Origin of the sequence: Nonomuraea rosea (assembly GCF_039539705.1) — a bacterium.
GTDB lineage: Bacteria > Actinomycetota > Actinomycetes > Streptosporangiales > Streptosporangiaceae > Nonomuraea > Nonomuraea rosea.
Window position 1 is genome coordinate 37007 of record NZ_BAABDQ010000009.1, and the last position, 19637, is coordinate 56643.

17 protein-coding genes are annotated in these 19637 nt (G+C 71.7%); 11 read left to right on the plus strand and 6 right to left on the minus strand.

The window, feature by feature from the left end:
- Positions 1-4: 4 nt before the first annotated feature.
- From ABEA43_RS22025 to ABEA43_RS22040, 4 genes are read right to left on the minus strand one after another with little or no spacing between them, the layout of a single operon-like run.
- Positions 5-820: a carbohydrate ABC transporter permease gene (locus tag ABEA43_RS22025; RefSeq protein ID WP_345564401.1), complete on the minus strand. Its 816-nt coding sequence runs from the start codon at positions 818-820 to the stop codon at positions 5-7.
- Between the two features lie 2 nt (positions 821-822).
- Positions 823-1770, minus strand: coding sequence for a carbohydrate ABC transporter permease (locus tag ABEA43_RS22030; protein ID WP_345564403.1), 948 nt, complete (start codon positions 1768-1770; stop codon positions 823-825).
- The gene (locus tag ABEA43_RS22035) at positions 1760-3073 is read right to left on the minus strand and encodes an ABC transporter substrate-binding protein (RefSeq protein ID WP_345564405.1); all 1314 of its coding nucleotides are present in this window, start codon (positions 3071-3073) and stop codon (positions 1760-1762) included. The genes ABEA43_RS22030 and ABEA43_RS22035 overlap by 11 nt, the downstream gene beginning before the upstream one ends.
- A 54-nt stretch (positions 3074-3127) precedes the next feature.
- A complete protein-coding gene (locus ABEA43_RS22040) occupies positions 3128-4375 on the minus strand; it encodes an ROK family transcriptional regulator (protein ID WP_345564406.1) in 1248 nt (415 codons plus the stop codon).
- A 94-nt stretch (positions 4376-4469) separates the two neighbouring features.
- Between ABEA43_RS22040 and ABEA43_RS22045 the strand changes: the two genes are divergently transcribed.
- Genes ABEA43_RS22045 through ABEA43_RS22055 form a run of 3 tightly spaced genes read left to right on the plus strand, consistent with a single transcriptional unit; the run spans position 4470 to position 8630 of the window.
- Positions 4470-6671, plus strand: a complete 2202-nt coding sequence (locus ABEA43_RS22045) for an alpha-N-acetylglucosaminidase (RefSeq protein WP_345564408.1) — start codon at positions 4470-4472, stop codon at positions 6669-6671.
- A 40-nt stretch (positions 6672-6711) separates the two neighbouring features.
- A complete protein-coding gene (locus ABEA43_RS22050; RefSeq protein ID WP_345564410.1) occupies positions 6712-7608 on the plus strand; it encodes an N-acetylmuramic acid 6-phosphate etherase in 897 nt (298 codons plus the stop codon).
- Positions 7605-8630, plus strand: a complete 1026-nt coding sequence (locus ABEA43_RS22055) for an N-acetylglucosamine kinase (RefSeq protein ID WP_345564412.1) — start codon at positions 7605-7607, stop codon at positions 8628-8630. The genes ABEA43_RS22050 and ABEA43_RS22055 overlap by 4 nt, the downstream gene beginning before the upstream one ends.
- Positions 8631-8708: 78 nt before the next feature.
- Here the strand turns inward: ABEA43_RS22055 and ABEA43_RS22060 are convergent, their stop codons facing one another.
- A complete protein-coding gene (locus ABEA43_RS22060; protein ID WP_345564414.1) occupies positions 8709-9836 on the minus strand; it encodes an NAD(P)H-dependent flavin oxidoreductase in 1128 nt (375 codons plus the stop codon).
- 16 nt (positions 9837-9852) lie between these two features.
- Entirely contained in the window at positions 9853-10506 is a 654-nt protein-coding gene (locus ABEA43_RS22065; protein ID WP_345564415.1) for an acyltransferase, read from the minus strand.
- A 131-nt stretch (positions 10507-10637) separates the two neighbouring features.
- Here ABEA43_RS22065 and pyrG point away from each other — a divergent pair, with 131 nt between their 5' ends.
- The 8 genes from pyrG to aroH all read left to right on the plus strand — a co-directional run bounded on the left by pyrG (position 10638) and on the right by aroH (position 19600).
- Positions 10638-12302: a CTP synthase gene (gene pyrG, locus ABEA43_RS22070; RefSeq protein WP_345564416.1), complete on the plus strand. Its 1665-nt coding sequence runs from the start codon at positions 10638-10640 to the stop codon at positions 12300-12302.
- A gap of 32 nt (positions 12303-12334) precedes the next feature.
- A complete protein-coding gene (locus ABEA43_RS22075; protein WP_345564868.1) occupies positions 12335-12943 on the plus strand; it encodes an NUDIX domain-containing protein in 609 nt (202 codons plus the stop codon).
- A gap of 15 nt (positions 12944-12958) precedes the next feature.
- A complete protein-coding gene (gene xerD, locus ABEA43_RS22080) occupies positions 12959-13864 on the plus strand; it encodes a site-specific tyrosine recombinase XerD (protein ID WP_345564418.1) in 906 nt (301 codons plus the stop codon).
- A 117-nt stretch (positions 13865-13981) separates the two neighbouring features.
- Positions 13982-14929: a ParA family protein gene (locus ABEA43_RS22085; RefSeq protein ID WP_345564420.1), complete on the plus strand. Its 948-nt coding sequence runs from the start codon at positions 13982-13984 to the stop codon at positions 14927-14929.
- Positions 14926-15744 carry a segregation and condensation protein A gene (locus ABEA43_RS22090; RefSeq protein WP_345564422.1) on the plus strand — a complete coding sequence of 273 codons (819 nt, stop codon included), beginning with the start codon at positions 14926-14928 and terminating at the stop codon, positions 15742-15744. Before ABEA43_RS22085 ends, ABEA43_RS22090 begins: the two co-directional genes overlap by 4 nt.
- 595 nt (positions 15745-16339) lie before the next feature.
- Entirely contained in the window at positions 16340-16942 is a 603-nt protein-coding gene (gene scpB / locus ABEA43_RS22095) for an SMC-Scp complex subunit ScpB (RefSeq protein WP_345564870.1), read from the plus strand.
- Positions 16939-19170, plus strand: coding sequence for a pseudouridine synthase (locus tag ABEA43_RS22100; protein ID WP_345564423.1), 2232 nt, complete (start codon positions 16939-16941; stop codon positions 19168-19170). The genes scpB and ABEA43_RS22100 overlap by 4 nt, the downstream gene beginning before the upstream one ends.
- A gap of 70 nt (positions 19171-19240) precedes the next feature.
- Positions 19241-19600 carry a chorismate mutase gene (gene aroH / locus ABEA43_RS22105; protein WP_345564424.1) on the plus strand — a complete coding sequence of 120 codons (360 nt, stop codon included), beginning with the start codon at positions 19241-19243 and terminating at the stop codon, positions 19598-19600.
- Positions 19601-19637 lie beyond the last annotated feature (37 nt).

A 19637-nucleotide genomic window follows, 5' to 3' on the forward strand; every position in this document is an offset into this window, starting at 1 on the left:
CGGGTCAGCCCTTGATGGCGCCCTGGGTGATCCCGTTGACGAAGCTGCGCTGGAAGATGAGGTACACCGCGACGATCGGGACGACCACGATCAGGCAGGCCGCCGCCAGCAACGGGATGTCCGTCGTGTACTGGCCGACGAACAGGCCCAGGCCGCCGGGGGCCGTGCGCCGCTCCGGATCCTGCATCATGACCAGGACCAGCATGAACTGGTTCCACGACCACATGAAGTACAGGACCGACAGCGTGGTGATCGCCGGCCACGAGATGGGCAGCAGCACCCGCAGCAGCACGACGAGATCCCTGGCGCCGTCGATGCGCGCCGCCTCGACGAGCTCGTCCGGCACGTTCGAGAAGTGGGTCTGCATCCAGTAGACGCCGAACGGCATGAACAGGGCCGCCTCGGCGAGGATGATGCCGACGTAGGAGTTGGTCAGGCCGACCTCGCGCAGGTTGAAGTAGAGCGCCACCACGATCACCTCGATCGGCAGCGTCAGCCCCAGCACGAACCCGAACGACACCGTACGGTGGCCCCACACCTTGAGCACCGACAGCCCGTAGCCGGCCAGCGTGGCCATCGCCACCGCGAGCGGCACCACGCAGACCGCGATCAGGACGCTGGAGCGCATGAGAGCGGTGAAGTTGCCGCGCTCCCAGGCGAGCGCGAAGTTCTCCCACGACCACCGGTCCGGGATGCTCAGCCCGTCGAGCTGCGCGCCGGGAGGATGCAGGGCGGCCAGGACGATGCTGAGGAAGGGCACCAGCACCATGGCCGCCAGCAGGACGAGTACGCCGTACCTGACAGTGACACCGCCGCGCATGCTCAACTCTCATCCCTGGTGAAGTATCGGACGGCGCTGACCACGGCGATCACGATCACGGTCAGCACGACCGCCAGCGCGCTCGCGCCGCCGATGTCGCCCTCGTTGAAGGCCAGCCGGTAGACCAGCAGGCCGGGCACGTTGGTCTGCCCGGCGGGACCGCCGTTCGTCGTGACGAAGACGAGGTCGAAGCTGGCCAGCGCGGCGATCGTGGTGATGACGCCGGCGACCGTGATCTCCTTGCGCACCCCGGGCAGGGTGACGTGGAGGAACTGGCGGAACGTCCCCGCGCCGTCGAGCGTGGCGGCCTCGTACAGGGACGGGTCGATCTTCTGCGCGCCGGCGAGGAAGAGCATCATGCACAGCCCGCTCATCACCCAGGTGCCGATGAGCCCGAGCGCGACCAGCGCCAGGCCGTAGTCGCCGAGCCAGGCGCGGGTGATCCCCCCGAGGCCGATCAGCTCCAGGACCTGGTTGACGACGCCGCTCTCGCCGTAGAGCCACCGCCAGGTGATGCCGACGGCGACGAGCGGCAGCACCTGGGGGAGGAAGAAGACGATGCGGAAGAACGTCATTCCCCGGCGTACCTTGCCCATCAGCAGGGCCGTCATGATCAGGCCGACGGCGATGGGGATGAACGAGAAGAAGACGATCAGCACCAGGCTGTGCAGGATGGCCTCGTACAGCGCCGAATCCCGAAATATCTTGATGTAGTTGTCCAGGCCCGCCCACACGGGCGGCAGGATGCCGTCCCAGGTCAGCAGGGACAGGCGCACCGTGTTCAGCGCGGGCCAGATGGCGAAGCCCAGGTAGACCGCCAGAGCGGGGAGCACGTAGAGCCAGCCGCGCAGCCGCCGCCGATTCGCGTGCGGGGGGTGGGGCGCCCGCCCCCCGCCACGGGCCTCGGCGGCCCGTGGCGGGGAGACGGACGAGGTCAGATCACGAGCCATGGTGTCCGTCCCACGACTCCTGCAGCGACTTCAGGAAGGCGTCGGGGGTCATCTTGCCGCTGATGAGGCCCTGGACGCCGGGGGTCAGCTTGTCGATCATGCCGGGGGAGGCGTAGTCGGGGAAGGGGACGATCCCGTTGCCCTGCGCCACCGGCGCGAAGACGGTCGCGATCTCGCCGCGCAGCCCCTGCGCGCCCAGCTCGGACTTGGTGTCGACGGGCATGAATCCGCCGTCGAACTCGATCTTCGCCGCCTCGGCCGAGCTCAGGTAGTCGAGGAACGCGGCGGCGACGTTCGGGTGCTTGGTCTTCGCGGAGATGGCGTAGGCGACGCTCGCCCCCGAGGCCACGTTCGCCGGCTTGTCGGTCGCCGTGGGCATCAGGAAGAAGCCGACGTCATCCTTCATCTCGGTCTCCAGCGCGGAGGCCGCCCAGTTCCCCGTCACGAGGAACGCGCTCTTGCCCTTGGAGAAGTTCGCCAGCGCGTCGGTGTCGGCCGTGGCGCTGGCCGAGTCGGGCAGGTAGCCCTTGCTCGCCCAGCTCGCCAGCGTCTGGGTGGCCTTCAGCGCGCCCGGGGTCTCGATCGTGGAGCCCGGCTTGCCGTACACCCAGGAGCGGTAGTCGGAGATCTCACCGGTGACGTTGAGCAGCGCGTTCCACAGGTGGAAGCCGCCCACCTGGAGCGCGCCGAGGCTCAGCGGGGTCTGGCCGGAGTCCTTGACCCGCTGCAGCTCGGTCTCGAACTCGGCCAGCGTCTTCGGGACCTGCTTGACCATCTTCTTGTTGTAGTAGACGCCGACCACGGACAGGCCGCCCGGCACGGCGTACAGGCTGCCGGTGCCGAACTGCTTGGCGGTCTTGTCGGAGGAGAGGATCTCCAGGCTGGCCGGCGGGAACTTGCCGGTCCAGCCGTACGCCTGGGACCACGGCGTCAGGTCCAGGATGAGGCCGGCCGGGACCAGGGAGTTCATGGCGCCCGGGTTGTACTGGGCGATGTCCGGCGCCGCGTCCGACGACATCGACAGCTTGATGGATTTGACGTAGTCGTTGAACGGCGTCATCTGGGGCTTGATGGTGACGTTCGGGTGCTGCTTGGTGAAGCCGTCGATGAGCGTCTTCGTGGGCGGGTCGTTGCTGTAGGCCAGGGTGAGCGTCACGGGGTCGGCGGGAATCGTCGTCGACGCCTCGATCTTCGGCGCCGTGTTCCCACCCGTGCTGCTGCTGCCCGCGCAGGCCGTCAGAAACAATGACGCCGTGACGCCGAGCGCCACGAGCGCTGCCTGCCGCCGGGCTGGTGTCGTCATTCGCATGACCTTTCTCCTTCATCGGGTGGGGGCGTCGGCCGGCCCGTCGAATCTCTAATGGCCTTCATGACGACCGGTTCTGACCAGGCCGAACCTGGTGCGTTCGATCTCGTCCAGCGAGTGGAGCAGGGCTCCGTGGACGACGGCGTCCTCCTGGAGCGCCGAAACCTCAAGGGCCGGCTGGTCCAGCGGCTCATCGGCGAGGTGCCGCCGGAGCGCCGCGAGCAGCGTCTCGCCGCAGCCGGCCAGGGGACCGCCGATGACCACGAGCCGCGGGTTGAGAATCGCCCTGAGCACGGCGATGCCCTTGGCGAAGCGGCGGGCGACCACGTCGATCGCCTCCAGGGCGGCGGGCCTGCCGTCGGCGACGGCGGCCAGCACGGCGTCCAGCGCGCGCTCTCCCGCGGCCGCGACGGCCGCCGCGAACGCGTCGTCGCCGGCGCGCCCGGCCGCCGCCGTGGCCTGGCGGACGATCTCCGCGCCGCCGACCCGGTCCTCGAACGGGCCGAGGCCGTGCGGGTGGCCGGAGCCGCTCGACCCGTCCAGGAACAGGTCGAGGAAGCCCACGTCGCCGGCGTCGTTGGAGGCGCCGCGGTAGAGCTCGCCGTTCAGCACGATTCCGGCGCCGACGCGCTCGCCCCAGTGCACCATGACGAGCGAGTCCTCGCGCCGCTCCGCGCCGCGCCACCGCTCGCCCTGCGTCGCCAGCTTGACGTCGTTGTCCAGGTAGACCGGGCAGCCGAGGGACTCCTTGAGCCGCCGCGCGAGTACGTCGCCGGCGAGCCCCGGCATGCTCGGGATGAGCTTGATGACCCCGGCCGCCGGATCGACGATGCCGGGGGTGCCCGCCGAGGCGAACCACAGGTCGCCGGCCGACAGGCCCGCCGAGCTCAGCGTCCGCGCCACCGCGGTCTGCAGCGTCTCCAGCACCTCGTCCCCGCCGGTACGGGCGCCGAGCTGCACCGCCTCGGCCGCGACGACCGTCCCGGACAGGTCCGACACGACCACGCGCAGGTCCTGCGGGCTGATCGAGACGCCCAGCGCGTGGCCCGCCTCCGCCCGGAACCTGACGAGCTGCGCGGGCCGCCCCGCCCTGCTGGAGTCGCGGGCGAGCGAGCCGAACTCGACGAGCCCCTCCTCGGCCAGCGCGTTGAGCGAGCGGGTGACCGCCTGCCTGGACAGGCCCACGGCCTTGGCCAGCGCGGAGACGCTCATGCTCGGCTCGGTCCTGAGATGGCGCAGGATCGCGGCCGCGTTGACCTCCCGCATGAACTGCGTGCCCGCGGCGACCAACTGCTCCATGCCTGCTTCTCCCAGCCCTCTACCGATGTGGCGGTACGCTAGCATATTAATTATGGATCGTACGGAACTAATTCGTCGAGGGGTGTGACCTGCGATGTTGTCCGGTGACGGGGAGCAAGTACCGGGTTGGGCGGACACGGTCCGCGGTCTGGCCCATCGCGTGCTGGGGCCCGTGGCGGCGTCGGTCCGCTTCGCCGCCCGCGACGGCGCGGGGCGCGGATACGCGTACGAGGCCGGGGACGGTGTGCTCACCGTCGCCGCGACGGACGGCGTCAGCGCGTCCGTCGCGCTGCACCACTACCTCCGCGAGCACTGCGGCCTGGCCGTGGGCTGGGACACCGAGCTGCCCCTGCCGGTGACGACGCTGCCCGACGCGCCGCCGCGCGAGGGCGCGGCGCGGGTGCGGGAGGGCTACTACTTCAACTTCTGCACCTTCAGCTACACGACGCCCTACTGGGACTGGGCCGACTGGGAGCGCGAGATCGACTGGATGGCCCTGCACGGCATCACCATGCCGCTGGCCGTCACCGGTCACGAGGCCGCGGTGCACGCCGCCTACTCCCTGCTCGGCCTCGACGACCAGCAGATCCGCAGGTTCCTGGGCGGGCCCGGCTACCTGCCGTTCCAGTTCATGGGCTGCCTCGACGACTTCGCCGGGCCGCTGCCCGCGTCGTGGGTCGAGAGCCACCGCGAGCTGGGGGCGCGCATCCTCGACCGCGAGCGCGCCTTCGGCATGACGCCCGTGCTGCCGGCCTTCACCGGGCACGTCCCGCGCGAGATCGCGGCCACGGCCCGCGCCGGCCGACGCACGTGGCAGGGGTTCGAGACCTGGGTGCTCGACCCGGCCGACCCGCTGTACGCGCGCATCGGCGCCGAGATCGCCCGCGCGCAGATCAAGCTCTTCGGCACCGACCACCTCTACGCGGCCGATCCGTTCATCGAGATGATCCCCATCGACGCCGACCCCGCCTTCCCCGGGGCCGTGGCGGCGGCGACGCTGGCCGGCCTGCGCGACGCCGACCCCGACGCGGTGTGGCTCATGCAGGCCTGGCCGTTCTCCTACCAGCGGGACTTCTGGACGAAGGACCGCGTCACCGCCTTCCTCGACGCGATCCCGGACGAGCGCATGCTCATCGCGGACCTGTGGGCCGAGCAGGATCCGCTGTGGGGGGAGTTCGAGGAGTTCGCCGGCAAGCCCTGGCTCTGGTGCGCGCTGCTCAACTTCGGCGGCCGCACCGATCCCGTCGCCGATCTGCGCGGCGTTCCCGCCGCCGTCGACGCGGCCCTGGCGGCGGCGCGCCCGCCCGCGGGGCTCGGCCTGGCCATGGAGGCGACCCGGAACAACCCCGTCTTCTTCGAGCTGGTCACCGACCAGATCTGGAACCGGGTCCCCGGCGTGGAAGCCTGGCTCGACGCGTTCGTCGCCCAGCGCTACGGCGTCCAGGGCCGGTCGGCCGCTGAGCTGCGGGCGGCCTGGCACGGGCTGCTGGACACCGTCTACGGGGCCGAGGGCCTGCGGATCGCGCCCGACCGGTTCAAGGGCGTGCTCACCGCGAACCCCACTTACGCGTGGACGCGCGACGGCGGCGCGGAGCTGCGCGCCGCCGCGGCCGGCATGCTCTGGTACCGGCCCGGCGTGCTCGCGCGGGCCTGGGAGCGGCTGATCGAGGTGGCCGAACGCGAGCCGGCCCTGGTCGCGGGGCCGCTCGGGCACGATCTCGCCGAGGCCGGCATCGCCTACCTGGCCAGGGTCGCCGACCGCCGCTGCCTCGACGTCGTCGCGTCGGGGGGCGATCCCGTGGACGTCGCCCGGTTCCTGGAGGTCTTCGACGACCTCGACCGGATGCTGGCCTGCCGGCCCGAGTTCACCTTCCGTCAGTGGGAGGACAAGGCCGTGTCCTGGGCCGCCGGTCCTGGCGACCGCGAGGTGCTGCGGGACAACGCCCGCCGGATCATCACCGTGTGGGGCACCGTGGACAGCCCGCTGCTCGACGACTACGCGGGCCGGCACTGGGCGGGGCTCGTGGGCGGCTACTACCGGGACCGCTGGGAGCTGTGGGCGCGCGGCCTCGCGGGCGCGCTCGCCGGCGATGGCGATCCCGGTGCCGAGACGGAGCTGGGCGAACGGCTTCGCGCGCGGGCCGAGGACTTCCTGCGGGAAGGCGTGTCCCCGGTGGAGGCGGGTGACCTGGCCGTGGAGTCGCGCCGGCTGCTCACCGCGTACGCGGGGGCGTTCGGCACTTTCCCTGAAGACGAACCCGGCGCTTCCTTCCAGGACAAATCCGGCCTTTCCTAGACGAACCCCTTGGGCGTGAAGACGAACGATGAGGAGCACGATGACCCACCTGGCGCCACCGACCGAGGCCCGCAACCCGCGTACCGCCGACATCGACACCCTGGAGTCCGGCGACGTTCTCCGGCTGCTGCTGGAGGAGGACGCCAGGGCGGTCGCGGCGGCCCTGGCCGCGACCGGGCCGCTCGCCAGGGCGGTGGACGCGGCGCATCTGCGGCTGAGCGGCGGCGGGAGCGTGCACTACTTCGGCGCGGGCGCGTCCGGGCGGCTGGCGGTGCTGGACGCCACCGAGATCACGCCGACGTTCGGCGCGCCGCGTGAGCTGTTCACCGCGCACTTCGCCGGCGGGCCCGCCGCGCTCACCGACTCCGCCATCGACAGGGAGGACGCCGAGGAGCTGGGGGCCGCCGACGCGGGGACGCTCTCCGCGGCCGACGTGGCGGTCGGGATCACGGCGTCCGGATCCACCCAGTACGTGGCCGGCGCCCTGCGCGCGGCGGGGGCCGCCGGGGCGCTCACGGTGCTGGTCACCTGCAATCCGGACGCGCCGCTGCGCGCCGACATCGTCGTGGCCGCCGAGACCGGGCCGGAGGCGCTGACCGGCTCCACCCGGCTCAAGGCGGGGACGGCGACCAAGGTCGTCCTGAACGCGTTCTCGACGGCTCTCATGATCAAGTCGGGGCGCACGTACGGGAACCTCATGGTCGGGCTCGTGGCGACGAACGCCAAGCTGGGCGAGCGCGCGGTGAGCCTGCTCGTCGAGGCCACGGGGGAGGACGCGGCGACCTGCCGGGCCGCGCTGGCCGAGGCGTCGGGGCGGATCCCGGAGGCGCTCGTGCGGCTGCTCACCGGCAGCCCGGCCGGGCAGGCGCGGGCCGCGCTCGCCGAGCACCCCGGCGTCCGGGCGGCCGTCGCCGCGCTGGGCGGGCCCGCTCGATGAGCGGCGGCGCGTACGCGGGCGTGGACGTCGGCGGCGGCGGGATCAGGGTACGGATCGAGACCGGCGGCGGGGTGCTCGCCCAGGGGGAGGACCCGGCGCCGGTGCCGCGCGTCCAGGGCCGGGTGGACCTCGACCGCCTCGCCGCCCGGATCACCACCGCCGTCGCCAAGGCCACCGCCGGGGAGGGCGCGGCGGGGGAAGCGTCCGGCACGCCGGGCGGGACCGGGGCCGGCGGGTGGTTCGACGCGATGGCGGTCGGCGTCACCGGGCTGCCGGGTCTCGTGCGCGACCCGAGCACATTGTGGCGGGTCCTGGGGGCGCGGTTCGGGCTGGGGGCGCTGGTGGTCGCGGGGGACATGGTCACCACGCACGTCGGGGCGCTCGGGTTCCGCCCGGGAGTCGTCGTCGCGGCCGGAACCGGCGTCATCACCCTCGGCACCGACCTGGACGGCGTGTGGAACCAGGCCGACGGATGGGGGCACCTGCTCGGCGACCACGGCAGCGGCGCGTGGGTCGGCGCCCAGGGACTGCAGGCCGCCCTGCGCGCGCACGACGGCCGGGCCGGCGGCTCGCCCATCCTGCTCGAACGGATGACCGCCCGCTACGGCCACCCCCTGGACCTGGTGGCGGCCGTCTACGAGTCGGGCGCGGCGGCTCACCAGCTCGCGTCGTTCGCCCCGGACGTGGCCGCCGCGGCCAGGGCGGGTGACCCGGTCGCGCAGGGGATCTGGGCCGAGGCGGGCCGCCATCTCGGCCAGGCCGCGGTCGCCGCCGCCCAGGGCCTGGAGTCGGTCTTCTCCTGGGGCGGCCGGCTCTTCGACGCCGCTGACCTGCTGATGGAGCCGTTCCAGAGCACAGTGCGCGACCTGCTGCCCGGCGCCCGCTTCGCGCCGCCGCGCGGCACCTCGGCGGACGGCGCGCTCGCCCTGGCCAAGGGCGCCGCCGACGGCGCGGTCCGGCCACACCACCCCTACCTGTACGTCTTCACCGCCGACCGGAGCCGAGCCGGAACGTCACGCTGACCCGCGCTGACCCGCGCTGACCCGCGCTGACCCGCGCTGACCCGCGGTGGCCGCCGGCCGCTCCGCCCCCGGCCCCCGTCAGCCGGCTGACAGGGTGTTCAGCCGGTCCACCGCCGACGCGAACTCGCTGATCATCTCGTACACCACCTCGCGAGCCGGCTTGACCTGATCGAGCTGTCCCACCACCTGCCCGACGTAGTAGTTGACCAGCTCCAGGGCCCCCGGCTCGCCCTTCTCCGCCGCGATCCCGATGCGGGCCATCGCCCCCTCGGCCACCAGGAGCTGCAACGGCATCCCCAGCGGCCCGGGGCTCTCCTGGGCGGAGTCCCACTCCTCCGTCCAGGCCGACTTGAGCTGCCTGGCCGGCTTCCCCGTACGGGACCGCGACCGGACCGTGTCCAGCGACGAGGCCGCCAGCAGCTTGCGCTTGACCGCGGGAGAGGTCTCGGCCTCCTCCGTGGTCAGCCAGACCGAGCCGCACCACACGCCCTCCGCTCCGAGCGCCATGGCCGCCGCCATCTGCCGCCCGGAGGCGATCCCGCCCGCCGCCAGCACGGGCACGGGGGCGATCGCGTCCACGACCTGCGGCACCAGCACCATCGTGGAGATGTCGCCGGTGTGCCCGCCCGCCTCGGTGCCCTGCGCGACGATGAGGTCCGCGCCCGCCGCCACCTGCCTGCGGGCGTGCTCGACCGTGCCGACCAGCGCGGCCACCGGGACGCCCGCCTGCCGCGCCGCGGCCACCATCTCGGGCGGAGGCGGCCCCAGGGCGCTGGCGATCAGTCCGATCGGATGCTTGAGAGCCACCTCGATCAGCCCCGACGCGCCCGCCGCCGTCACCCGCCGGCCGAACTCGTCCGCCACCGCCGTCAGCGGCTGCGCCGGCGCGGTCACGCCGTACTTCGACAGCAGGTGGGTGACGAAGTCGCGGTGCCGGTCGGGGATGAAGTCCATGAGGTGCGCGTGCCGGTCCAGCGCGGAGGCGTCGAGCCTGCCCGGGACGAGCACGTCAACCCCGTACGGCCGGCCGCCCACCCGCTCGTCGATCCAGGTGAGCTCGGTGTCGAGCTGGTCCGGCGAGTACGCGACGGCGCCCAGCACCCCGAACCCGCCCGCGTTCGTGACGGCGGCCACCACGTCGCGGCAGTGGCTGAAGGCGAACAGGGGGAACTCGACGCCCAGACGCTCGCAGATAGCGGTCCGCATGACCTGACGCTATCCGTCAGAACGTTGTTCGGTCCATCCCCGCGTCAGAGGCGACGTCCAGGGCGCCGTTCGGCGCGTGCCAGCCCAGCTCCGGCGTGTATCCGCGGATCCGCCTGGCCGGCACCCCCGCCACGACGCTGTGGTCGGGGAACGCCCCGCGCACCACCGCCCCGCCGGCCACCACGCAGTGGCGGCCCAGCGTGGTGCCCGGCAGGATGATCGCGCCCGCGCCCAGCCACGAGCCCGAGCCGATCGAGACCGGACTGTTGCGCGGCCACTGCCGGCCGATGGGAATGTCGGGGTCGTCGTAGACGTGGTTCTGGTCCGTGATGTACACGTACGGGCCGGTGAAGACGTCGTCGCCGATGTCGATCGACTGATGGGCCACGATGTGCGAGCCCCTGCCGATCGAACAGCTCTCGCCGATGCGCAGGATCGAGGCGGGCCCGAGGTCGGGACCAGGCATCATGCCGCAGGAGAGCGACACGCGCTCGCCGATCAGCGTGTGCTCGCCGATCTCGATCCACTGCTCGCCGAAGATCGCTCCGGGCGGGAACGCGATGCTCACACCGTCGCCGAGCCGGCGGAATCGGTAGCCCGCGGGAGAGGCCGGGCTGATCGCGCCGGCGCGCCGGATCGCCGTGTAGGCACGGTGAATCAACGTGCCCATTGCCCGGCGTACAAGTGACATAGGGCCCAAAGTTACCGCTAGGTCATGCCGTTCGGGCATGTGAGGGGCGTTGTTTGATATCCTGAGAGCCCGTGGACACTTCGACCACACCTCGAGCCACGGGAGCCCCTTTGCGCAGCGCATCGCAAACCAAGCATCTGTTCGTCACCGGCGGTGTCGCCTCCAGTCTCGGCAAGGGGCTCACGGCATCCAGCCTCGGTCGCCTGCTCAAGGCGCGGGGTCTCAGGGTCACCATGCAGAAGCTCGACCCTTACCTCAACGTCGACCCCGGCACCATGAACCCGTTCCAGCACGGCGAGGTGTTCGTCACCGACGACGGTGCCGAGACCGACCTCGACGTCGGCCACTACGAGCGCTTCCTCGACACCGACCTGCACGGCTCGGCCAACGTGACCACCGGTCAGGTCTACTCCAACGTCATCGCCAAGGAGCGGCGGGGCGAATACCTGGGCGACACCGTCCAGGTCATCCCGCACATCACCAACGAGATCAAGGACCGGATCCGCGGCATGGCCGGCTCCGAGGTCGACGTGGTCATCACCGAGGTCGGCGGCACGGTGGGCGACATCGAGTCGCTGCCGTTCCTGGAGGCCGTGCGGCAGATCAGGCACGAGGTCGGGCGCGACAACGTGTTCTTCCTGCACGTGTCGCTGCTGCCGTACATCGGGCCGTCCGGCGAGCTGAAGACCAAGCCGACGCAGCACAGCGTGGCGGCGCTGCGCAGCATCGGCATCCAGCCGGACGCGATCGTGCTGCGCTCCGACCGGCCGGTCCAGACGGCGATCAAGCGCAAGATCAGCCTCATGTGCGACGTGGACGAGGACGCCGTCGTCTCGGCCGTGGACGCCGTCTCGATCTACGACATCCCGAAGGTCCTCCACTCGGAAGGGCTCGACGCGTACGTGGTGCGCCGGCTCGGCCTGCCGTTCAGGGACGTGGACTGGAAGGAGTGGGAGCAGCTCCTGCGCCGCGTGCATCGCCCGGCGAAGGAGGTCACCATCGCACTCGTGGGGAAATATATCGATTTGCCGGACGCGTACCTGTCCGTCACTGAGGCCCTGCGGGCCGGCGGGTTCGCCAACGACGCCCGCGTCAACATCCGCTGGGTCAAGAGCGACGACTGCGAGACGCCCGACGGCGCCGAGCGCGAGCTCGACGGCGTGGACGGCGTGCTGATCCCCGGCGGGTTCGGCGTGCGCGGCATCGAAGGCAAGATCGGCGCCATCCGCCACGCCCGCGAGGGCAAGATCCCGCTGCTCGGCATCTGCCTCGGCATGCAGGGCATGGTCATCGAGGCCGCCCGCAACATGGCCGGCATCGAGGACGCCAACTCCGCCGAGTTCGACCCCGACACCAAGCACCCGGTCATCTCCACCATGGCCGACCAGGAGGACGTCGTCGCGGGCGAGCGCGACATGGGCGGCACGATGCGGCTCGGCAGCTACACCGCCAAGCTCGGCGAGGGCACCCTGGCCAGGCAGCTCTACAGCGGAAAGGCCAAGGCCGACGAGCGCCACCGCCACCGCTACGAGGTCAACAACGCCTACCGCGAGCAGCTTGAGACGGTCGGTCTCGTCTTCTCCGGGCTGTCGCCCGACGGCCGCCTGGTCGAGTACACCGAGCTGCCCTCCGACGTCCACCCCTTCTTCATCGGCACGCAGGCCCACCCCGAGTTCCGCTCCCGGCCCACGCGGGCGAACCCGATGTTCAAGGGTCTCATCGGAGCCGCGCTGGCTTACGCGGACGGCCGCGTCGGTGCGAAGGTGGGTCAGTGAGCAGCACGGGAGAGCCGGAGGGCGGCGCGGCCATGATCAGGGACACGCCCGAGGCGTGGGAAGTCGTCGAATCCAGGGACCGGTTCAAGGGCCACGTGATCCAAGTGGTCACCGACACGGTCAAGATGCCCCGTGACGAGGTCGCCGACCGCGACTACGTGGTGCATCCCGGCGCGGTCGCCGTGCTCGCGCTCGACGACCGCGAGCGGGTCCTGATGATCAGGCAGTACCGGCATCCCACCCGCCGGCTGATGTGGGAGCTGCCGGCCGGGCTCCGCGACGTCGAAGGCGAGCCGCTCGTCACCGGCGCCGCCCGTGAGCTGGCCGAAGAGGCCGGATACCGCGCCGACACCTGGCACACGCTCGTCGATCTGCGCTCCTCGCCGGGCATGAGCGACGAGCGGATCCGGGTGTTCCTCGCCCGGGGTCTCACCAAGATCCCTGACGAGGAGAACGCCTTCGTCCACCGGCACGAGGAGATCGACATGCCGGTCGTGTGGATCCCGCTGGCGGACGCGGTCGAGAAAGCGCTCATGGGAATGATCCACAATTCCCCGGCCGTGGCCGGTATCCTCGCCGCGTATGCGGCTTCGGTTGAGGGGTTCGCCCTGTTGCGCCCCGCCGACGCCCCTGAGGCGTGACGGAAGGACCAATTCGTGGAGGCGGTGCTCTCCAGCTACCTCGCCCATCTGGCGGTGGAGCGGGGCCTGGCTGCCAACACGCTTGCGTCCTACCGCCGTGACCTGCGCCGATACTTCGAACATCTCCAGGCGCGCGGCCGCCTGAGGCTCGACGAGGTGGGGGAGGCCGACGTGCTGGCCTTCCTCGCCGCGTTGCGCGAGGGTGACGGCGACCACCCCGCCCTCGTCGCCAGCTCCGCCGCCCGCGCCGTCTCCGCCGTGCGCGGGCTGCACCGTTTCGCTCTGCGCGAAGGGGTCACGGCCCACGACCCCGCCCACGAGGTACGCCCGCCGCGCCTGCACCGCCGCCTCCCCAAGGCGATCGCCGTGGACGAGGTCGAGCGGCTCATCGCCGCCTCGGGCCCCGACGGCGCGCCTCTGACGCTGCGCAACCGCGCGCTGCTCGAAGTCCTGTACGGCACCGGCGCCCGCATCTCTGAGGCGGTCGGCCTGGCCGTGGACGACCTCGAAGCCGACCAGGTGCGCCTGCGCGGCAAGGGGGGCCGTACCCGGGTGGTGCCTTTGGGGCGCTATGCCTGCTCCGCGCTCGACGCCTATCTCGTACGCGCTCGCCCCGGGCTGCTCGCCCACGGGCGCGGCACCCCCTGCGTCTTCCTGAACGCCCGCGGCGGGGCGCTGACCAGGCAGGGCGCGTGGGAAGTGCTCCAAGCCGCGGCCGAACGTGCCGGACTTGCCCGGATAAGTCCGCACGTACTGCGGCATTCCTTTGCAACTCACCTCTTGGACGGCGGCGCCGACGTTAGGGTGGTCCAGGAACTGCTCGGCCATGCCTCGGTGACGACCACTCAGGTCTACACCCTGGTCACGGTCGACAAGCTCCGCGAGGTCTATGCCGCCGCGCATCCGCGTGCCCGGCAGTGATCTATAGTCTTTTGCGACGTGCGGTGCCCTCGGCGTGCCGCCTTGCCGCGTTAAGTGGTGACGCCATAGTGTCCGTCCGGACGGTCCGGTTCGGGATCGTCAGGGAGGTTCGAGCTGGTGACTGTGACGACCAAGGGTTCGACCCCGGGGACCCCCGACAACCCCTGGGGCGACACGAAGACCAACACGCCTTCGGACACGAACGGCGTCAATCTGGGCCCCACGCGGCGGCCCAGACCCGTGTTCCCCGAGCCCGTCCCGCCGGACGTGCACGGACCGGCGCGGGTGGTCGCGATGGTCAACCAGAAGGGCGGCGTGGGCAAGACCACGACCACCATCAACCTGGGCGCGGCGCTCGTCGAATGCGGGCTCAAGGTGCTGCTGGTCGACTTCGACCCGCAGGGCGCGCTCTCCGTCGGCCTGGGCATCAACCCGCTCCAGCTCGACCTGACGGTCTACAACCTGCTGATGGACCGCGGCGTGACCGCCGAGGACGTGCTGCTCGAAACCGGCGTCGAGGGCCTCGACCTGCTGCCGAGCAACATCGACCTGTCCGCCGCCGAAGTCCAGCTCGTCACCGAGGTGGCCCGCGAGCAGGTGCTCGGCCGCGTGATCAAGCCGCTGCTGCCGCACTACGACGTGTGCCTCATCGACTGCCAGCCGTCGCTCGGCCTGCTCACCATCAACGCGCTCACCTGCGCCCACGGCGTCATGGTGCCGCTGGAGTGCGAGTTCTTCGCGCTGCGCGGCGTGGCGCTGCTCATGGACACCATTTCCAAGGTCCAGGAGCGGCTCAACGAGGACCTCGAGATCGAGGGCCTGCTCGCCACCATGTACGACGCCCGCACGCTGCACGGGCGTGAGGTGCTGGCGCGGGTGGTGGAGGCGTTCGGCGACAAGGTGTTCCACACCGTCATCAACCGCACGGTCCGCTTCCCCGACGCCACGGTCGCCGGTGAGCCGATCACCACGTTCGACCCGTCGTCCCTGGGCGCGAACGCCTATCGTGAGCTGGCCCGCGAGGTGCTGTCGCGCTGGCCGGCGCCTGCGACAATGGCCAGGTGACCGCAGAGCAGACCGAGCCCCAGGGCTTCCAGGTTCACCTGGACGTCTTCGAGGGCCCCTTCGACCTGCTTCTCGGCCTCATCGCCAAGCACAAGCTGGACATCACCGAGGTCTCGCTCTCCCAGGTCACCGACGAGTTCATCTCCTACATCCGCTCCCGGGGTCCCGAGTGGGACCTCGACCAGACCAGCCATTTCCTGCTGGTGGCGGCCACTCTGCTGGACCTGAAGGCGGCCAGGCTGCTGCCCTCGGGAGAGGTGGAGGACGAGGAGGACCTGGCGCTGCTGGAGGCCAGGGACCTGCTGTTCGCGCGGTTGCTGCAGTACAAGGCGTACAAAGAGGTGGCGAAGTTCTTCGCCGGGCGGATGGCCGAGGAGTCGCTCCGGTTCCCCCGTACGGTGGGGATGGAGGAGCCGTTCGCGAACCTGCTGCCGGAGCTCATCCTCGGCATCGGGCCCGAGCAACTCGCCAAGATCGCCGCCAGGGCGTTCACCCCCAAACTGCCGCCCACGGTCAACGTCGGGCACATCTACCAGCCGCTGGCCAGCGTCAAGGAGCAGGCGGCGCTCCTGGTCATGCACCTGCGCCGGCTCCGGCGGGCCACCTTCCGCGCGCTGGTGTCCGACTGCGACGGGACCTTCGAGGTCATCGCCAGGTTCCTGGCCGTGCTGGAGCTCTTCCGGGAGTCGGCGGTCACGTTCGAGCAGGTCGAGCCGCTGGGGGATCTGCACGTGACGTGGACGGGCTCCGACGACGGGGACGTCGCGGTGGGGGACGACTACGAGGAATCCGCGGAGAAAGCACCTGATGACTGACAACCCACTGCCTACCCCTCGCAAGTCCCCCGACTCGGACCATCCCCTTCCCTCGTGGATGACCCTTCCGGGCTCCCTGGCCCAATCCGCCGCCCCGGCGGAGGAGGAGCCGTCCGCCGAGCCCGCTGAGGACGCTGTGCGGGAGGCGGGGCTTGCGGACGGCGACCCGGGGGAGGGGTTTTCTGGCGAAGGCTCGGAGGCGGATGACGCCGCCGCGGATCGGCCGGGCACGTCCGAAGCCGTGGTCGAGCCGGTCGAGCCGGTCGAGCCGGTCGAGTCGAACCAGGAGACACATCCGGCCTCAGACGTCCAGCCGGCCTCGCATGCCCAAGCAGTCCCGCATGCCCAAGCAGCCGCGGAGGCCCAGTCGGCCCCGGAGGCCCAGCTGGCCCCTGAGGCCCAGTCGGCCCGGCACATCCCCCTGGCCCAGCCGAGCCTGTCTACTCAGGCGGTCCAGGTGGACGGGTGGGGCGAGGCGGTGCCGCCTGCTCGGGTGGGCGACGCGCACGTTTCGGGAGCCGGATCCGCAGGCCGGGTGGGCGACGTACGAGCGCAGGAGGCCAGGTCGGCGGGCCGGGAGCCCGGTGCGGCGGGCATGGCCGGATATGCCGAAGACGAGGCCCTGGAAGCGGAGCGCGAGGGGCCCGATGGTGGGGGGCCGTCGCTTCGAACCGCATTGGAGGCTATCCTGCTTGTCGTTGACGAGCCGGTCGCCGAAGTGACGCTGGCTCAGGTGCTGGAGCGGCCCACCCATGAGATCGCTGCGGCGCTGCGTGGGCTGGCGGCGGAATATACCGCCGGCGGACGAGGTTTTGATCTGAGAGAAGTCGCGGGCGGCTGGCGGTTTTACACGCGCGCCGACTGCGCCCAGCTGGTCGAGCGGTTCGTTCGCGACGGCCAGCAGACGCGGCTGACCCAGGCCGCGCTGGAAACACTCGCGGTCGTGGCTTACCGGCAACCGGTGAGCCGGGCCCGTGTCGCCGCCGTGCGCGGCGTCAACAGCGACGGTGTCATGCGAACGCTCGTCGCGAGGGGACTGGTCGAAGAGGCCGGGACCGACCCGGAGAGCCAGGCAGTGCTCTACCGGACAAGCTCATACTTCCTTGAACGTCTGGGACTACGGGATCTCAGCGAGCTCCCCGAGCTCGCGCCCTTCCTTCCCGACGACATGGAAAATCTCGAGGAGACGACAAAGTGAACAACAGGCGCAGCACCCCGTCCGGTGATGGACGCGGTCGTGGACGTACCGGCGGCTCCGGCCGCAGCGGGCGTCCCGCCTTCCGCTCCGACGACAACCGCGGCGGCGGATTCCGCCGCGACGACAATTCCCGCGGCGGGACCGGATCCGGCCGCGCAGACTCCCGCGGCGGCCCCCGCCGTGACGACTCCCGCGGCGGCGCCCGCGGTGACGACTTCCGTTCCGGACCCCGTCGCGACGACTCCCGCGGTGGTGCCGGCGGCGGCTCCGGCCGTGACGACTTCCGCGGTGGAGCCCGCAGCGACTCTCGCAGCGACTCCCGCCCCGACTCCCGCCGTGACTCCCGCGGCGACGACCGTGGGTACGGTCGCGGCGCGAGCGACTCGCGGCCGTCCCGTGACTCCCTTCGCGCCGACCGGGGCGGCTCTCGCGCCCGGTACGGCAGGCCGGGCGGCGCCGACAGGCCGAGCGGGGGCGACGGCGAGGGCCGTTTCTCGCGCGGCCCCCGTGAGGACCGTTTCCCGGCCCGAAGCGGCGGCGACCGGCCCGAGCGCAGCGACCGCGGTGGATTCCGCGGCGACCGTGGCGACAGGCCCGAGCGCGGCGACCGCGGTGGATTCCGCGGCGACCGTGGCGACCGGGCCGAGCGCGGCGAGCGCCCCGGATTCCGCGGCGAGCGCAGTGACCGCGGCGGGTTCAGCGGCGAGCGCGGTGGATCCAGCGGTGGATTCCGCAGCGACCGTGGCGACAGGTCCGAGCGCGGCGACCGCGGCGGGTTCGGTGGCGACCGGTCCGAGCGTGGTGACCGTGGTGGGTGGCGCGACGAGCGCACCTCCGGCGGTGACCGCGGTGGCCAGGGCGACCGTGACCGCGGTGAGCAGCGTTACTCGCGCGACGACCGCTCCGGCCGCCCCGAGCGCCGTGGCGAGCGTGGCGGATCCGGCGGCAGGCCCAGCGGTGGGTCCAGCGGTGGACCCAGTGGTGGGTCCGGCGGCAGGTCCAGCGGTGGGTCCAGCGGTGGGTCCAGCGGTGGGTACGGTGCCGGCCGGCGTGACGAGCGCGGCGGCCACGGCGCCCGCGGCGGCCACGGTGGCGAGCGGCGTGACGACAGGTCCGGGTTCCGGGCCGACCGGAGCGGGCGCAGGGAGGACAGCGGCCCAAGGACCGCCCCCACCTCCTCGACGCGTTCCCGCTACGGCAGGCGCGACGGCGACTCAGCACGTTCCGGCGGAGGTTTCAGGTCCGGTGGCGACGCGCGTACCGGCGGCGGTTTCAGGTCCGGTGGCGACGCGCGTACCGACCGGGGCTCCAGGACGGGCGGCGACGCGCGGACAGGCCGTGGCGGCCGGCGGGACGACGTGCAGACGCTGGGCAGCGGCAGGCGCGACAGCGCCAGCCCCGGCAGCCCCCAGAGCGACCGCGTCAAGGCGGCCCGCCAGCCGCTCCGCGACTACGCCTTCTACCCCGAGGGCTACACCGACGAGCGTGACACCACCGAGGTCCCGGACGGCGTGCGGCTGCAGAAGGTGCTCGCCCAGGCGGGCGTGGCCAGCCGCAGGGCCTGCGAGGAGATGATCGGCGCCGGCCGGGTCACCGTCAACGGGCAGGTCGTACGCAGGTTCGGCGCCAAGGTCGACCCCGCCGCCCAGGTGATCCACGTGGACGGCAAGCGCATCCCGACCGCTCCCGACCTGGTCTACTACGCCCTGAACAAGCCCATTGGCGTCGTCTCCACCATGGACGACCCGCAGGGCCGCCCGTGCCTGGCGGACTTCGTGGAGGAGCTGGCGCCCAGGTTGTTCCACGTGGGCAGGCTGGACACCGAGACCGAGGGCCTGCTGCTGCTCACCAACGACGGTGAGCTGGCCAACCGGCTGACGCACCCGAGCTACGGCGTGCAGAAGAAGTACTGGGCCAAGGTGCCCGGGCCGATTCCGCGCGACCTCGGGCGCAGGCTCAAGCAGGGCATGGAGCTGGAGGACGGCATCGCCAGGGCCGACAGCTTCGCCATCGTGCAGGAGCACGGCCAGCAGGCGCTGGTCGAGATCGTGCTGCACGAGGGCCGCAACCACGTCGTCAGGCGCATGCTCGAAGAGGCCGGGCACCGGGTGATCGACCTGGCCAGGATCGAGTTCGGACCGGTGAAGCTGGGCCGGACCAAGGCCGGGACCGTCAGGGCGCTGAGCTTGAAAGAGGTCGGCGAACTCTACGCGGCCGTGAAGCTGTAATCTGGCCGGACGCAGGAGCCCGTGCGATCTCCGCACGGGCTCTCCCGCATATGTGAGGGGAAGGAGCCGTATGGTACGGGCGGTCCGTGGGGCGATCCAGGTGGACGCCGACGACCATGACTCGATCGTCGCAGGCACGACCGAGCTGGTCAGCGCGATCATGGAGCGCAACGACCTGACCACGGATGACGTGATCAGCGTGCTGTTCACGGCCACGCCTGACCTGACGGCCCAGTTCCCCGCGCTCGCGGCGCGGAAGCTGGGCTTCCACGAGGTGCCGCTGATCTGCTGCACCGAGATCGACGTGCCCGGCGCGCTGCCCCGCGTCGTACGCCTCATGGCGCACGTGGAGACCGACCGCCCGCGGGCCGAGATGCAGCACGTTTACCTGCGCGGCGCCGTGGCGTTGCGGCAGGACATCGCGCAGTAAGCCGCAGGCAAGGGCACCACGAGAGACTCACAACCCC

Bases quoted from the DNA above. Each gene is read 5' to 3' on its own strand.
- ABEA43_RS22040 (WP_345564406.1), bottom strand. From the start codon at position 4,375: ATGGAGCAGTTGGTCGCCGCGGGCACGCAGTTCATGCGGGAGGTCAAC.
- ABEA43_RS22030 (WP_345564403.1), bottom strand. From the start codon at position 1,770: ATGGCTCGTGATCTGACCTCGTCCGTCTCCCCGCCACGGGCCGCCGAG.
- ABEA43_RS22035 (WP_345564405.1), bottom strand. From the start codon at position 3,073: ATGACGACACCAGCCCGGCGGCAGGCAGCGCTCGTGGCGCTCGGCGTC.
- aroH (WP_345564424.1), top strand. From the start codon at position 19,241: ATGGTACGGGCGGTCCGTGGGGCGATCCAGGTGGACGCCGACGACCAT.
- ABEA43_RS22060 (WP_345564414.1), bottom strand. From the start codon at position 9,836: ATGCGGACCGCTATCTGCGAGCGTCTGGGCGTCGAGTTCCCCCTGTTC.
- ABEA43_RS22055 (WP_345564412.1), top strand. From the start codon at position 7,605: ATGAGCGGCGGCGCGTACGCGGGCGTGGACGTCGGCGGCGGCGGGATC.
- scpB (WP_345564870.1), top strand. From the start codon at position 16,340: ATGGCCGGATATGCCGAAGACGAGGCCCTGGAAGCGGAGCGCGAGGGG.
- ABEA43_RS22025 (WP_345564401.1), bottom strand. From the start codon at position 820: ATGCGCGGCGGTGTCACTGTCAGGTACGGCGTACTCGTCCTGCTGGCG.
- ABEA43_RS22065 (WP_345564415.1), bottom strand. From the start codon at position 10,506: ATGGGCACGTTGATTCACCGTGCCTACACGGCGATCCGGCGCGCCGGC.
- ABEA43_RS22050 (WP_345564410.1), top strand. From the start codon at position 6,712: ATGACCCACCTGGCGCCACCGACCGAGGCCCGCAACCCGCGTACCGCC.
- ABEA43_RS22045 (WP_345564408.1), top strand. From the start codon at position 4,470: ATGTTGTCCGGTGACGGGGAGCAAGTACCGGGTTGGGCGGACACGGTC.
- ABEA43_RS22075 (WP_345564868.1), top strand. From the start codon at position 12,335: ATGATCAGGGACACGCCCGAGGCGTGGGAAGTCGTCGAATCCAGGGAC.